The following is a 13,855-nucleotide window of genomic DNA, read 5'->3' as shown; positions in this document are numbered from 1 at the left end:
GATCGCTCATGTTCACCTTTGCCGTGCAAGCCGGGGGTCGAGCACATCGCGCAAACCATCACCCAGCAAGTTCAGCCCCAGCACCGCCAGCGCAATGGCTGCGCCCGGGTACACCGCCAGCATGGGGGCTTGAAACATCTGGGACTGCGCTTCATTGAGCATGCGGCCCCAGCTGGGCTGCGGCGGCTGGGTGCCCAGGCCCAAATAAGACAAAGCCGCCTCGGCCAGGATGGCGATCGCGAACTGGATGGTGGCTTGCACGATCAGCACGCTGGCGATGTTGGGCAGCACATGCGTGAGTGTGATGGCCAGCGGGCCTTGGCCTGCGGCACGGGCTGCCAAGGTGTAGTCCCGCGCCCAGACCGCGTTGGCCGCGCCCCGTGAAATGCGCGCAAACACCGGGATGTTGAAAATGCCAATGGCCACGATGCTCACCACCAGGCCCGGCCCGTAAATCGCCGTGAGCATGATGGCCGACAACAAAGCCGGAAAGGCGAAGGTGAAGTCTGAGGCCCGCATGATGACCTCCTCCACCCCACCACGCCGCGCCGAAGCCAGCAAGCCCAAAGGAACACCCACACCTAACCCAATGCCCACCGCGATGAAGCCCACCAACAAGGAGTTCTGGCTGCCCACCAAAAGCAAAGAACCGATGTCGCGCCCCAAGCTGTCGGTGCCCAGCCAATGCGCGGCGCTGGGCGAAGCCAGTTTGTTGGGGATGTCGATGTCACCCACCGAGTAAGGCGACCAAAACAAAGACAGTACCGCGCACAGCACCATCAGCAGCACCATGCCACCCCCCGCCACAAAACTCGGGTGGAGCAAGGCGCGTCGCCAAAAGATGTTGTTATCCCGCATAGCCCGCCTTCAATCGCGGATCGATCCACGCATACAGCACATCGATGCAAAAGTTGATGAGAATGACCAGCGCCGACAGCAACATGACAACATCGCGCACCACGATCAAATCGCGGTTGGCAATGGCCTGAAAAATCAGCCTCCCAATGCCAGGCAGCACAAACACGTTTTCAATCACGATGGCGCTGGTGATCAGGTTGCCAAACTGCAAGCCCATCACCGTGAGCACCGGGATCATGGCGTTGCGCAGCACATGACCCCACAGCACCTGGCGGCGCGACAGGCCTTTGGCCCGCGCGGTGCGCACAAAGTCTTCGCGCAAAGTGTCAAGCACGGCCGAGCGGGTCACCCGCGTCAAGATAGCCGTTTGCACCGCTGCCAGCGCCATCGCGGGCAAGAGCAAGGCTCTGATGCCCTCGCCCAACCCCCCGCCATCGTCCTCGGACCAGCCCGGAAAACCGCCTGCACTCACCCACTCCAGGTGCACCGCAAACAGCAAGATCAAAAGAATGGCCAGCCAGAAATTGGGCAAGGCCAAGCCCAGTTGGCTGAGCGTCATCACGCCCACATCGCCCGCATTGTTTTGCTGCGAAGCGGCATAAATACCCAAGGCCAGCGCCAGCGCCACCGTGAGCCCCATGGCCATCACGGCCAGCGGCAGCGTCACCTGCATGCGCTCGGCCATGAGCTGCGCCGTGGGGGTGTCATAAGAGATGCTCAGGCCCGTCTGGCCCTGCAACATGCCGCCCATCCAGTTCAGGTAACGGGTGGCCGCGGGCTGGTTCAGGCCCAATTTTTCTTCCATTGCGGCAATGGACTCGGACGTGGCCGTTTCGCCCAAAATGACCTGCGCGGCATTGCCGGGCAGCAACTCCAGCACGGCAAACACCACGACCGATGTGGCCAGCAGGGTCAGCACAAAGCTCAGCAACCGTCTCAAAAAAAACAGGGGCACGCGCTATCCTTGGGGTCAGTGAGCAACGATGAACGGGGTTTTGAATGACATCTCAAACGATTGTAAACAGCGAGCAAGGCTCGGTTGTGGGCTCCATTGTGGATGTCCCCGGCCTGCAGGTCGGTCACTTCACTCTGAGCGAACGGCTGACGGGCTGCTCGGTGGTCTTGGCCATCGGCGGTGCCGTGGGCGCGGTGGATGTGCGCGGGGCCGCCCCGGGCACCCGCGAGACCGATTTGTTGGACCCGGCCAACCTGGTCGACAAAGTGCATGCCGTGGTGCTGAGCGGCGGCAGCGCTTTTGGCCTGGATTCCGCCACGGGCGTGGTGCGCTGGCTTGATGAGCAGGGCATTGGTTTTGAAACCGGCTATGGCCGCGTGCCCATCGTGCCTGCGGCCGTTTTGTTTGACTTGCCTGTGGTGCGCCCGGGCGACGACCCCAAGGTCAGGCCCGGCGCAGAGGCTGGTTATCTGGCCTGCAAGGCGGCATCGACGGCCACACCCGCTGCAGGCAATGTCGGCGCAGGCGCGGGTGCCTGCGTGGGCAAACTGTTTGGCCTGGACCGCTGCATGAAAGGCGGCATTGGCAACGCCAGTGTGCGCGTAGGGCCTTGGGTGGTGGGAGCCTTGGTCGCCTGCAACGCGGTGGGCGACGTGATCGACCCGGCTACTGGCCAGGTGCTGGCCGGTGCCCGCACGGCCGATGGAAAAAACTTGCTGGACACCCAACGCGCCTTGCTGCAAGGCGAGCGCGGCAACCGCCCCCTGCCCGGCACCAACACCACCATTGGCGTGGTGGCCACCAACGCGACGTTGACCAAATCCCAAGCCAAACGCCTGGCCATGAGCGCGCACGACGGCCTGGCCCGCAGCATCCGCCCCGCCCACACCACCCTGGACGGCGACACCCTGTTTGCCTTGGCCACAGGCACCGAAGCCGGTCCGGTGGATTTGATGCTGCTCACCGTGATGGCGGCCGAGGCCACGGCGCTGGCCACTGTGGACGCAATCACAAAAGCGCTGACTGTGAACACCACCTCAGGCTGTATTCCTGCTAAAAATCAATTCAACGAGGTACACAGACCTTCGGCGTGAAGTGCCCCTCAATCCCCTTGATGAGCACTGAGGACCGCCGCAGCACCCTCGTTCTCACTGCTCAACGGTATAGCCCGAGGCCTTGATGGGCGCATCCCAGCGCTTGTAGTGGACGGCTTGCGTTTCACCCAAGGCTTGAGACCCCGCGTAGTTGGGTGTGAGTCCAAATCCACGGATACGGTTCTGGATTTCCGGTTGACTCAAAGCCTGCGCAACGGCATCGCTGATTTTTTGCGTGCGATCGGCCGTCATGTTGGCAGGGCCATACAGTCCGAAGTAGGCATCAGCGACCACATTGATACCGACCTCCTTGAGAGTCGGCACATCAGGCAGGGCCGCGGAGCGTGTCTCACCTGTCACCGCCAGAATTTTGACCTTGCCCGACTTGTGGTGCTCAATCGTTTCGGAAGCGGTGTCCACCATCAGCGGAATCTGCCCACCGATCAAATCCTGGGCTGCAGGGGCCCCGCCTTTGTAGGCAACATGGGTGATGGGCGTCGACGTGGCCTGCGCCAACAACTGGCCCGCAAAATGCGGCACAGTGCCCGCACCAGAGGTCGCGTAATTGGCCTTGCCTGGGTTGGCCTTCATCCAGGCCAGCACCGATTTGATGTCACCTGCCGGTGCGCCTGGCCCCGCAGTGACCGCAAAGTCAAATGTGGTCACCCTGGCCACGGGCGTGAAGTCTTTCACCGGGTCATAACCCAAGTTTTTATACAACCAAGGCAAGATGACCAAGCCACCGCTGGGGGCCAAAATCAATGTATTGCCATCGGGTGCTGCACGCTTGACCTCGCCCAATGCAATGCGGCCAGCAGCGCCAGGCTTGTTCTCCACAATCACATTTTGATCAAGTGTCGTTCGCATCCGCTCAGCCAACAGACGTGCCACCACATCCGCCGAGCCACCAGGTGGAAAGCCGACCAAAATCTTGACCGTGGCTTTGTCCTGCGCCTGAGCTGTACCCATAAGGGCCCATGAGCCCAGCGTTGTGGCCAGAAGCAATACTTTGAACATTTTTCGTTTCATCATCAATCCTTTGGAGGTGAACATGGGCGACAAGGTTAAATGACCAGTTTGTCAATAATTTAGATTCTTGGAATTAGGGTTTTCATCGTACCGAAAACCTGTTTCAAGTAATTTTCAAGGAGTGTCTCGGTATGCCCGTCATTGATGTCCACACCCACATGTTCACGCCCAAATGGCTCGAACTGCTCAAAAGAGAAGGCGGTATGTACAACATACAAACTCGCCCTGATGGCCAGCAAGAAGTGTTCCGGGGCAACACGCCTGTCGTTATTCCTCAAAAGGGTCATTTTGATTACGACATGCGCATTCAACAAATGAACGCGGCGGGCATTGACATCTCCATCGTCTCCTTGACGTGCCCCAATGTTTATTGGGGAGACGAGGACATCAGTTGCCGTGCAGCGCGTGAATCCAATGACACCATGACCCAGGCGCAAACCACCTACCCAGATCGCATTCGCTGGTTCACCTCATTGCCTTGGGAATACCCACAAAGAGCCATCGAAGAGTTGCAGCGAACCTGCGACAACGGGGCCTCGGGGGTGATGGTGCTGGCCAATATCTCCGGTCGCAGCCTGACAGATCCCATGTTTGCGCCCATCTGGGCAGAAATTGACAAAAGAGCCTTGCCGGTTCTTGTACACCCCACGGATCCACCCGGCGTGGACATGATGGACATGACCAAGTTCGATCTGAGCTGGTCCGTTGGTTTCATGTTCGACACCACCTTGGCGATCACTCGCATGATTTTTGAAGGGTTTTTCGATCAATACCCGCACTTGAAAATCATCGCATCGCACGGCGGCGGAACCTTGCCATATTTGATCGGCCGATTTGAAAAGGGCAATGAAGTTGAAATTCCTCAACGCCGACAGATGAAGAAGAACCCAGCCGATTACCTGCGTCACATTTACTACGACTGCATCACCTACAACCCGGGTGCACTGCAGTACCTGATTTCTGTTGCGGGTCCTGACCATGTGATGTTTGGTACCGACTGGCCCCACCAAGTGCACGACATCAAAGGAGCCTTTGCCAACACACAACAGCTGCCGCCAGAACAGCGCGAAGCGATCCGAGGCGGTAACGCGCTGAAAGTGTTCAATATTCGCTGAATGCCTCCAGCGTCCCATGTGTCTTGAGTGATGAAACTCCAGACACCTGGGCTTGCCACCAGGCTCGTCACATCGAGTGGAACGTCATACCCAGCCGTTTGGCCTGTCTGGCCTCGTAAGCCAGAAACTCGTCGGTGATGTTGCTGCCGCGAACCCCGCCTCTGACTGAGCCCGCCTTGATGTCACCAAAATACTCTTTCCAGAGCGGCGGCAATCTCTGACCCTGAGGCAGACTCAACCACAGGCGCAACAAATGCCGCTTGAGTTCAGGTTCTTCGTGGTCTTCAAAGTTGGTGCGCGAATGAATCACCACGTAGTTGTTGAGCAGCTGCAAATCACCACGGTCAAGCTGCATCGAATAACAAAATCGTGGATCGGGCAACAAAATGTCGAGCAAATCCAGCAAGGCGATCTGCTCCTCTGTTAACCGAGGCACCTCTGGAAAATCGCGCTGCGCAGCCGTGACATTTTTTCGATTGGCACGCAAAGAGAAGAATTCAGGATCGTCACCCAAAATGGGACATTTGTAAAAAGGCGGCTGTTTGGGATCGTTGGCACCTTGGTAGCTGTAATAAAAGGGCTGCTGCATCACGGCAATCAAGTCTGGACGCAGGCGCTTGATTTCATCGACCACCGCGATGGAACTGGTCACCATGCTGGTCCCACCCGTTTTGGCCGTTTGTAAACACAGCAAGGCCACCACGTCACATGAGTCGACATGGAAATCCAAGCCCGCATTGGTGTTGTAGCCCCGGCCATTTTTGACCTTGTAGCTGCCCCCTTCATCGCGCACATCGTTCATGACCTGACTGGCTTGGTTCTGAGTCCTGGCCACCCCCACGTTCAGGCCAATGCCCCAATGGACCAGTCGAGCATCCTCGACAGACCAACGATGAACAGGAAAGCCCTTGATCAAGCACATGCCGAAATCTTTTTGTGTGACATCGAATGCCCGTTCAATGGCCTCTTTGGCTGCCCCAGAAAGCGGAAAGTCATCTGAAGTCATCTGCAGCCAGTCTTTACCCGTTTTTTTGGCATGGGCCAAGGCACTCTCAAAACCTTCAATCGCATCAGAACTCAGCCAATGAATCCATGAGGAATCATGGCGCAGCTCCTGTGACACCCAAGCCCTGGGGACAGGGTGAACTGAAATAGGGGTGAGATGCATGTCGTGGTCTCCTGGCAATCCAAACTCTGTCGAAAAGTTTCGACACAGCAAATCATAAAAACTTTCTTCATCAGTAAATGACACATTTTGTTGAATGCTACTTAAAATATTTTGATGAAGTTTTCTTTCTTTGAAACACTCGAAGCCGTCCTGAGAACTGGCAGCTTGAGTCGTGCCGCAGACGAAATGAACCTCACACCGAGTGCTGTCAGCATGCAAATGAAGCAGGTGGAAGTCTTTTTCGGGCAACCGCTTTTTGATCGCTCAGGCTTGCAGGTGAAACCCATGCCTTTTGCGCACGAAGTGGCCAGTGTCATGCAACTGCCGATGCAACAAATTGAGCAGCTTCGCCGTCGCAAATCCATTCAAATCGAAGGCTCGATTCGATTGGGTGTCATTGAAAGCATGCAGGCCAGTTTGTTGCCTAGCGTTATTCATCACCTGTTGAAGAAACACCCTGCACTGCAATTGAAACCGGCCAGAGGGCGTGCCGTTGAACTCATCGCTGCCGTCAAAGCCAATGAACTGGATGCTGCGATCGTGGTTCAGCCCGTCAAAGGTGGGTCACAGCGCCTGCATTGGCAGCACCTGTTCAAAAACGAATTGGTGGTCATTGCCCCGCCTTCTGCCAAGGCCGCCAAGATACACCAGCTGTTTTGCGATTACCCTTGGATTCGCTTTGATGCATCCACCAGCACTGGGAAATTGGCCGCACAATGGATCGGCCAGAACATGCCCCAAGCTCAAAAAAGCATGGATTTACCCTCCGTCCATGCGGTGCTGTCCATGGTCAATGCGGGGTTGGGGGTGTCGATGGTGCCGTCGATTGACCCCCGCATGATGATCGCCTATCCTGTGAAGGTTTACCCTATAGGCAGGGGGGCGCCAGCATTGAATGTTGTTTTACTCACAAAAAAGAACGAGCCCAACACCCGGACGATGGATGCTTTGTTTGATGCCATCCAATCGGTCGCATCCAACCTGCCTGTGACTGCCCATTGAACAGCGCCCCAAGGATTTCATGCACTACGACTTGACAGATTTGCGTCTTTTTTTCCATGTCGGGGAACAGTTGAATCTGACACGGGCAGCTGAAAAATGTTATTTGTCTGTTCCTTCCGCCAGCTTGCGGATCAAGCAACTTGAAGAAAGTTTCCAAACACCTTTGATGTTGCGGCAAGCCAAAGGGCTGCAATTGACACAGGCAGGTGAGGCCATGGCCAATCACGCCAGACTTGTCCTGCAACAATTGGAGGTCATGCATGCCGATCTGAGACCTTACGCCTTGGGCGTCAAGGGGCGGATCAGGCTTCAAGCCAACAGCACCGCCACCAACACTTTTTTGGCGAAGGCTTTGTCTGCTTTCCTGAATGACAATCCTGACATCGACATTGATCTGGAAGAGCTGCCTTCACGCGACATCATTTCCTCGGTCGCCAAGGGGGCCGCCGATTTAGGCATCGTGGCAGGCTCTGTTGATGCAGACAAAATTGATGTGGTCCCGCTTTATGCCGATGAGTTGGTGGTCATCTGTCATTCAGGCGCAGCCATTGCCCATCAACTTTCGGTGAAATTGTCCGACATCCTGGACGATTACCGTTTTGTTGGCCTCAACCAATTCAACTCCATTCAGTCCTTTTTGGATCGCAAAGCCCAGAGCATTGGCAAGCGGGTAAATTTGAGAATCCAAGTGGGAAATTACGAAAATGTCTGTCAAATGGCTGCTGTTGGCGTGGGCATTGCCATTGTCCCTCGGGCCATTGCGCTGAGCCATGCGAAATCAAGTGGCTTGCACATGATCCCTTTGGAAGATCCTTGGGCAAGACGTCAAATCAGTTTGGTCAAACAGCAGCAACGCATGTTGCCCAAATTCAGTGAAGATTTGATTCACCATTTGAGGTTGGCCGCCAGTCAAGCGCCAACCTCTGCCATCAAACCGGCGTGAGCCACCCGTGGCGGTCGGGCGTCAAACCCCTGACGGTTTCGAAATAGATTTTTTGCATGCTTCGGGTCTGCACGCCGATCGTGCCATCACCGACCGGCAAACGATCGATCTGAACAATCGGAATGATTTCCTGGCCCGTCCCACATAAAAATGCTTCATCCGCAAAGTACAACTCGCTGCGGTCTATCTCGCGTTCGACGACGGCCCGCCCCGTGGATTCTTGGTACAAGGTGATGACGGTATCCCTTGTGATGCTTTCCAAGATATTGCTACCGATGTGGGGCGTGATCAGCTTTCCATCACGCACCATGAAAAAACAAGCAATCGGTGCTTCAGACACTTTGCCAGAGGGCGTCAACATCAATGCGCCGTCATAGCCATCGGCTTTGGCTTGCAGCTGGGTCAATCTGGCGTTGTGATAATTGGCCGTTGCCTTCACTCGAGGTGGACTGGCGTTGTCAGCCAATCGACTCCATGAGCTGACACCCAGACTCATGCCCGTATCGGCAAATTTAGGCCGCTCTCGTGGAGAGGCCGCAGCGGTGTAACCCACTGGCCCAGTCTGGGCCATCAATCCCAGTGCCTCGATGTACACCAGCAGTCGAATGTAGACATCGTCATCGGGTTCGTTGGCACGAATCAGAGCCGACAGCTCCTGCCTCATTTTTTCCGGATCGAAAACATGGTCAAACCGCATGACCTTCATGCCGGCCTGCAAGCGTTTCAAATGCTCAGCCAAGCGAAATATCTTGAACTCACCCGTGTCCGGATTTCGATAGGCACGAAGCCCCTCAAACAAAGCGGTCGCGTAAGTCATGCCCAATGTCATGGGATGGACTTTGGCCTGCGCATAGGGCATCAATTGGCCATTTTGCAAAATGATGTTGGCTTGCCACATGACCATCAATCCTTCTTGAGACCAATTTCAGGTATCAATCGGCCCATCTGTCGGTACACACCCGTCACGGATGCCGTGAATTCGGCATGACCTTGATAAGCCGTCGTTCCCTTGAGCTTGTTCACCAAGTCTGCAAATCCAGGGGTTTTGACCATGTCAGCCGCAGCGGCATTCCACTCTTTGATCACATCGGCAGACAGACCTGCTGGTCCAGCAACGCCGTAAAAGATCGGCACTGAAATCGGGAAATTCAACTCTTTGTAGGTGGGCACGCGTGGGTATTCAGGGATTTTGTCGGGTCCGCTCTCGGCCAAAAGACGAATCGTTCCAGCAGCTGCGTGCGGCGGGAATTCAGCTGCAACCAGTGCCTGAATCTGACCACCCAGCAAACCGTTCATGGCATCGGCACCGCCTTTGTAGGGCACATAAGTGGCTTGAATACCTGCGGCGCGGAATGCGGCTTGTGTCGAGATGTGTGTGCCCCCATTCGTTGCGGCTGTTGACCAGAACAATTTGTTGGGGTTGGCTTTGGCCCAAGACATCATCTCTTCAATGGTCTTGTGGGGCGAATCCGATTTGACAAAAAGTGGTTGTGCACTGACCAAGGTCTGAAACAGGTAGGTGAAGTCCTTGGCGGGGTCATAACTCACGGTTTGAAAATAAGGAGCCACTGTGAATGGACTGGTGGTTGCCAATGCCACGGTGTATCCATCAGGCTTTGCCCTGGCCAACAGGCCCGCCGCGATCGTGGCACCCGCTCCTGGTTTGTTGTCGACCACAACCGGCACTTTCCATCGCTCCTTGAGAAAATCAGCAATCCATCGCGATGAAATGTCACCGCCACCACCAGGAGCAAAGCCCACAATGATCGTGACCGGTCTGGACGGAAATTTATCTGGCGCTTGCGCTTGGGCTTGCGCTGTGCTGAATGCCCAGAGTGATGCAAGGAACATCACTGTTTTGGAAATCGAAATTGACATGCTGGTCTCCATTTATTGATTGACAGACAAAACAAGTCCTGCACGCTCAATGGCATCGTCTAGCCATGCAGGCGAAATGAACCCTTGCGATATGGACGCGATTCGCAAACTCTCCTTGTCCATTTTCTTGACGACTTCTTGGGCAACACGGGCGATCGATGAAAAGGGAACGACCACGACACCATCGTCGTCCCCCACGATCAAATCACCAGGATGCACCGTCACGCCGGCACAGTCCATGGTCATTTGAAGCCAAGCTGGCCCATCTTTTCGGCACTGCTGCGCATAAATGCACGCTGCAAAAACTGGCCATGACTCGGCACGTAACTTTTCCGCATCACGAACAGCGCCGTTCAGGACCATGCCAGCAAGCCCTTTGTGCATGGCAGCCATTGCCATGATTTCACCCACCGGTGCGCCCAAAGCACCGCCCGATTGCTCAGCCACGATCACATCACCAGGCCGAGCCTCTCGAACCGCCACATGCATCCCGAGATTGTCTGATGGCGGCAATTTCAAAGTGTAAGCCGCCCCAAGCAGACGCATACCGGGTCGCAAAGGTCGAACCGATGCATTCATGACATGGCCAGGCCCTAAAACATCACTGATGGTGGCCACAGGCAAATGGCGATAAGCCGCCACGAGGTCCATGGAGGGGCGCTCGAAATCAGGTCCAATCGTCAACATGTCTTCAGCCTCTCATGGCTTTGAGTTGATGCGAATAACCCGATGAATCAATCTGCACATCAATCAAACACGGCCCATTGGCATCAAGAGCCGTCTTCAGCGCTTGCGTATATTCAATTTCATTGTGAACCGAGAAACCCAAACCGCCCAAAGCTTGCATGGCACCCGCAAAGTCATGCCTGCCCCAGCGCACGCCCCGTGTCGGCAATTGTCGACTTTGCTGTTTGATGTCAATGAGCGACAGTGCACTGTCGTTGAAAACAACCACCACGATTTTGGCTTGTGTCTCGACAGCCGTACACAATTCACCCATGCACATCATCAGCCCGCCATCACCCGTAAAACACATCACCGCTTGTGTTGGATCGTCCAAAGCACAGGCGATCGCTGCTGGCAATGCGAAGGCCATAGAAGCCAACCCATTGGATATGAGCGCATCACCAGGCCGGGTGCTGGGAAAAAAAGCGGTCGCTGAAAACATGTGAGCGCCTGCATCGACCGACATGCGAGGCAGAATTTTTTTGTCGGCACACGCCCGCGCAGCCAATTGAACCACTCGGTCAGGTGCCACCCCAAACTTCACTGGGGGATAGGCCAGTTTCTCTTGCACTTCGGTTCGAATGTCCGACCATTGCGAGGGTTGCCAGCCAGATTGGTAATCCAGGAGTGCGGCATTCAATTGACCCAGGATGGCATCCAGAGATCCGGTCACTCTGGCATCAGCTTGCACATAGTGCACAAGGTGCTCCACCGAGGCAATCTCGCAAACGGCTTTGCCGTAGCGCCAGGGCTGCAAGATCATTTCGACCGGGTCCAATCCCACCAGCACCATCAGGTCTGACTGCGCAATACATTCCGCCTCTTGGAGTCCACCCGTAAAAACACCCACGACCTGCGGGTCCTCATCCGATACAACACCCTTGGCCTTGTAAGTCGGCAAGACTGGGCAGGCCAGCAGTTGGGCCAATTGTCTGACTTGCTGTGCGCTCTGTCGGGCTTCCAATCCAACAATCAAGACAGGTCTTTGGGCTTGACCCAAAAGTTGCTTGACCGCAGAAAAATTCTCTGGTGAAAAAGCATCGGGTTCTGAGGGCTTGGTCTTGACCATTAACGCAGGCACCAAGCGTTTGGCCGCTTCACTCGTCAACTCAATGTGCACCGGTCCAAACGGTGCAGATGCAGCCAGCGCCAACATGGCGTTGATCTCGGCCACAGGATCAGTTCCTTCGAGCCGACTGAAGCCTTTGACCACAGGAGCCAACATGTCCTTTTGATTGAACACTTGGTGGGTGATGTAGCTCAGTTGCTTGGGTGTGAAACCATCGCTAATCACAAGAACCGGTGCACGGTCGAGTGATGCGTAGGCCACACCGTTTGCACCGTTCGCAACGCCCGGCCCTTTGGTCATGATGGCCACACCGGGTATGCCGGTGGTCTCGGCCATGGCACCCGCCATCATGACTGCTGCATTTTCCGACTTCGTCAATACAAAATCGATGCCCAACTGGGCGGCGGCTTCGATCACATCCAAAGAGGAGCCGCCACCGGGCAAGCCGAAAATTCGTTGAACACCTGCCTCGCTGAGCGCTCGTGCCAAGGCTTGGGCTGTTGTGATGGTGTTTTCCATGTCAAAGCCCTTTATCGCCTGATGTACGGATTGGCGGCAGGCCCGCCGGTGTAAATCCAAACGCTCTTGACCTGCAAGTAATCATGAATCGCATCCAAGCCGTTTTCTCGCCCCATTCCGGAAGACTTGAAACCACCGAAGGGTGAGGTGTAACTTGTCGAACGGTATGTGTTGACCCAGACGGTCCCCGCCACCAGCCTGTTGGACATGTCAACGGCTCGGCGCAAATTTTCAGTCCACACACCTGCTGCCAAGCCATACTGGGTGCCATTGGCAATGCGAACAGCATCGTCATCGTCCTTGAATTTGATGACACTCAGTACGGGGCCGAACACCTCCTCCTGCGCAATGCGCATGTTGGGCGTCACGTTCACAAAAATGGTGGGTTGCACAAAGAATCCTTTGGCACCTTCAGGCCCCTGAGCAACCGCCCCGCCCATCACGCAATGCGCTCCTTCATTTTTGGCAATCTCGATGTAATCGAGCACCTTGCGGTACTGCTGCTCGGTGGTGATGGGACCGAGTTGTGTATCTGCCGACATGGGGTCGCCAAATCGCGCGGTGCTGGCCAATGCCACCAACTTTTCAACAAAAACATCATGGATCGATTCGTGGACCAGCAAGCGAGAGCCGGCAATGCAGGTTTGACCGCTGGCTGCAAAGATGCCCGAAATCGCCCCTGACAGGGCGTCCTCGATCCGGGCGTCCTCAAAAACAATGTTGGCCGACTTGCCGCCCAGCTCCAAGGTCACATGTTTGAAGTCCGCTGCTGCAGCCACATTGACACGTCGACCACCTGACTCCCCCCCCGTGAAGGCCACTTTGCGCACCAAGGGATGGGTGACCAAGGCCTCGCCCACATCCGCCCCCAAACCGGTGACCACATTGATCAGCCCTGCAGGCAAGCCCGCCTGGGCTGCCAAAGCCGCAAACTCCAGCGTGGAAGCAGAGGTGTATTCAGAGGGCTTGATCACCACCGCATTGCCTGCGGCCAATGCAGGCGCAACCTTCCATGCCAACAACAGCAAAGGTGAATTCCAGGGCGTGATGCAGGCCGTCACGCCGATGGGTTCGTAGCGCGTGAAATTGAGGACATTTGGTTTGTCAATGGGCGGCACTGTCCCCTGTACCTTGTCTGCCAGACCGCCAAAATAGCGAAACCACTCGACCAAATACTTACACTGGTTGCTCATTTCAGCGTAAAGCTTTCCGTTGTCACGCACCTCAATTTCAGCCAGCCGTGGCGCATGCTCCAGCAGCACATCGGCAAAGCGCACCAAGGCCTGACCGCGCTGAGAGGGTGTCATGCGCGACCAGGTACCCTGGCGCATGGCCCGCTCGGCCGCTTGAACGGCTTGGTCAACATCTTGCTGATTTCCAAGAGGAATTTCAGCCCATTTTTCACCCGAATAAGGGTTGACTGAATCCAGCCAACGCCCGGAAGAGGGATTGACCCACTCCCCGTCAATGAACATCGAATAACGTTTCATTTACCAGCT

At 55.8% G+C, this 13,855-nt stretch carries 13 protein-coding genes; 4 read left to right on the top strand and 9 right to left on the bottom strand.

The window, feature by feature from the left end:
* Positions 1-12: 12 nt before the first annotated feature.
* Both B9Z48_RS01440 and B9Z48_RS01435 read right to left on the bottom strand, forming a co-directional pair.
* Entirely contained in the window at positions 13-858 is an 846-nt protein-coding gene (locus B9Z48_RS01440; RefSeq protein ID WP_089953055.1) for an ABC transporter permease, read from the bottom strand.
* Entirely contained in the window at positions 848-1,813 is a 966-nt protein-coding gene (locus B9Z48_RS01435; protein WP_108376904.1) for an ABC transporter permease, read from the bottom strand. The genes B9Z48_RS01440 and B9Z48_RS01435 overlap by 11 nt, the downstream gene beginning before the upstream one ends.
* A 44-nt stretch (positions 1,814-1,857) precedes the next feature.
* Between B9Z48_RS01435 and B9Z48_RS01430 the strand changes: the two genes are divergently transcribed.
* Positions 1,858-2,907, top strand: coding sequence for a P1 family peptidase (locus tag B9Z48_RS01430; RefSeq protein WP_108376903.1), 1,050 nt, complete (start codon positions 1,858-1,860; stop codon positions 2,905-2,907).
* Between the two features lie 54 nt (positions 2,908-2,961).
* On the opposite strand, the gene B9Z48_RS01425 is transcribed toward B9Z48_RS01430, so the two are convergent.
* A complete protein-coding gene (locus tag B9Z48_RS01425; protein ID WP_233260977.1) occupies positions 2,962-3,924 on the bottom strand; it encodes a Bug family tripartite tricarboxylate transporter substrate binding protein in 963 nt (320 codons plus the stop codon).
* Positions 3,925-4,067: 143 nt separating this feature from the next.
* Between B9Z48_RS01425 and B9Z48_RS01420 the strand changes: the two genes are divergently transcribed.
* Positions 4,068-5,051 carry an amidohydrolase family protein gene (locus B9Z48_RS01420; RefSeq protein WP_089953061.1) on the top strand — a complete coding sequence of 328 codons (984 nt, stop codon included), beginning with the start codon at positions 4,068-4,070 and terminating at the stop codon, positions 5,049-5,051.
* Positions 5,052-5,118: 67 nt separating this feature from the next.
* On the opposite strand, the gene B9Z48_RS01415 is transcribed toward B9Z48_RS01420, so the two are convergent.
* On the bottom strand, positions 5,119-6,219 hold the full coding sequence (locus tag B9Z48_RS01415; protein WP_108376902.1) for a TauD/TfdA family dioxygenase: 1,101 nt from the start codon (positions 6,217-6,219) through the stop codon (positions 5,119-5,121).
* A 114-nt stretch (positions 6,220-6,333) separates the two neighbouring features.
* Here B9Z48_RS01415 and B9Z48_RS01410 point away from each other — a divergent pair, with 114 nt between their 5' ends.
* Together B9Z48_RS01410 and B9Z48_RS01405 are read left to right on the top strand one after the other, a co-directional pair.
* Positions 6,334-7,221, top strand: coding sequence for a LysR family transcriptional regulator (locus B9Z48_RS01410; RefSeq protein WP_108376901.1), 888 nt, complete (start codon positions 6,334-6,336; stop codon positions 7,219-7,221).
* Between the two features lie 31 nt (positions 7,222-7,252).
* A complete protein-coding gene (locus B9Z48_RS01405; protein ID WP_233260976.1) occupies positions 7,253-8,164 on the top strand; it encodes a LysR family transcriptional regulator in 912 nt (303 codons plus the stop codon).
* On the opposite strand, the gene ilvE is transcribed toward B9Z48_RS01405, so the two are convergent.
* The 5 genes from ilvE to B9Z48_RS01380 form a co-directional block, all read right to left on the bottom strand.
* Positions 8,151-9,062: a branched-chain-amino-acid transaminase gene (ilvE, locus tag B9Z48_RS01400; RefSeq protein WP_158273188.1), complete on the bottom strand. Its 912-nt coding sequence runs from the start codon at positions 9,060-9,062 to the stop codon at positions 8,151-8,153. The genes B9Z48_RS01405 and ilvE overlap by 14 nt on opposite strands.
* Positions 9,063-9,067: 5 nt before the next feature.
* A complete protein-coding gene (locus B9Z48_RS01395) occupies positions 9,068-10,042 on the bottom strand; it encodes a tripartite tricarboxylate transporter substrate binding protein (protein ID WP_158273187.1) in 975 nt (324 codons plus the stop codon).
* Between the two features lie 12 nt (positions 10,043-10,054).
* The gene (locus tag B9Z48_RS01390) at positions 10,055-10,660 is read right to left on the bottom strand and encodes an RraA family protein (protein ID WP_158273186.1); all 606 of its coding nucleotides are present in this window, start codon (positions 10,658-10,660) and stop codon (positions 10,055-10,057) included.
* A 73-nt stretch (positions 10,661-10,733) separates the two neighbouring features.
* Positions 10,734-12,356 carry a thiamine pyrophosphate-binding protein gene (locus B9Z48_RS01385; RefSeq protein ID WP_089953077.1) on the bottom strand — a complete coding sequence of 541 codons (1,623 nt, stop codon included), beginning with the start codon at positions 12,354-12,356 and terminating at the stop codon, positions 10,734-10,736.
* An 11-nt stretch (positions 12,357-12,367) separates the two neighbouring features.
* The gene (locus B9Z48_RS01380; RefSeq protein WP_108376900.1) at positions 12,368-13,846 is read right to left on the bottom strand and encodes an aldehyde dehydrogenase; all 1,479 of its coding nucleotides are present in this window, start codon (positions 13,844-13,846) and stop codon (positions 12,368-12,370) included.
* Positions 13,847-13,855 lie beyond the last annotated feature (9 nt).

The organism is Limnohabitans sp. WS1, from assembly GCF_003063265.1.
Taxonomy (GTDB): Bacteria; Pseudomonadota; Gammaproteobacteria; order Burkholderiales; family Burkholderiaceae_C; genus Limnohabitans_A.
Note: the sequence above shows the minus strand (reverse complement) of the source record. Positions and strands in the feature narration are given on the sequence as shown.

What these genes read in the sequence shown, in the direction of transcription:
- B9Z48_RS01440 (WP_089953055.1), bottom strand. Translation starts at nt 858, where the DNA reads ATGCGGGATAACAACATCTTTTGGCGACGCGCCTTGCTCCACCCGAGT.
- B9Z48_RS01430 (WP_108376903.1), top strand. Translation starts at nt 1,858, where the DNA reads ATGACATCTCAAACGATTGTAAACAGCGAGCAAGGCTCGGTTGTGGGC.
- B9Z48_RS01425 (WP_233260977.1), bottom strand. Translation starts at nt 3,924, where the DNA reads ATGTTCAAAGTATTGCTTCTGGCCACAACGCTGGGCTCATGGGCCCTT.
- B9Z48_RS01420 (WP_089953061.1), top strand. Translation starts at nt 4,068, where the DNA reads ATGCCCGTCATTGATGTCCACACCCACATGTTCACGCCCAAATGGCTC.
- B9Z48_RS01415 (WP_108376902.1), bottom strand. Translation starts at nt 6,219, where the DNA reads ATGCATCTCACCCCTATTTCAGTTCACCCTGTCCCCAGGGCTTGGGTG.
- B9Z48_RS01410 (WP_108376901.1), top strand. Translation starts at nt 6,334, where the DNA reads ATGAAGTTTTCTTTCTTTGAAACACTCGAAGCCGTCCTGAGAACTGGC.
- ilvE (WP_158273188.1), bottom strand. Translation starts at nt 9,062, where the DNA reads ATGTGGCAAGCCAACATCATTTTGCAAAATGGCCAATTGATGCCCTAT.
- B9Z48_RS01395 (WP_158273187.1), bottom strand. Translation starts at nt 10,042, where the DNA reads ATGTCAATTTCGATTTCCAAAACAGTGATGTTCCTTGCATCACTCTGG.
- B9Z48_RS01385 (WP_089953077.1), bottom strand. Translation starts at nt 12,356, where the DNA reads ATGGAAAACACCATCACAACAGCCCAAGCCTTGGCACGAGCGCTCAGC.
- B9Z48_RS01380 (WP_108376900.1), bottom strand. Translation starts at nt 13,846, where the DNA reads ATGAAACGTTATTCGATGTTCATTGACGGGGAGTGGGTCAATCCCTCT.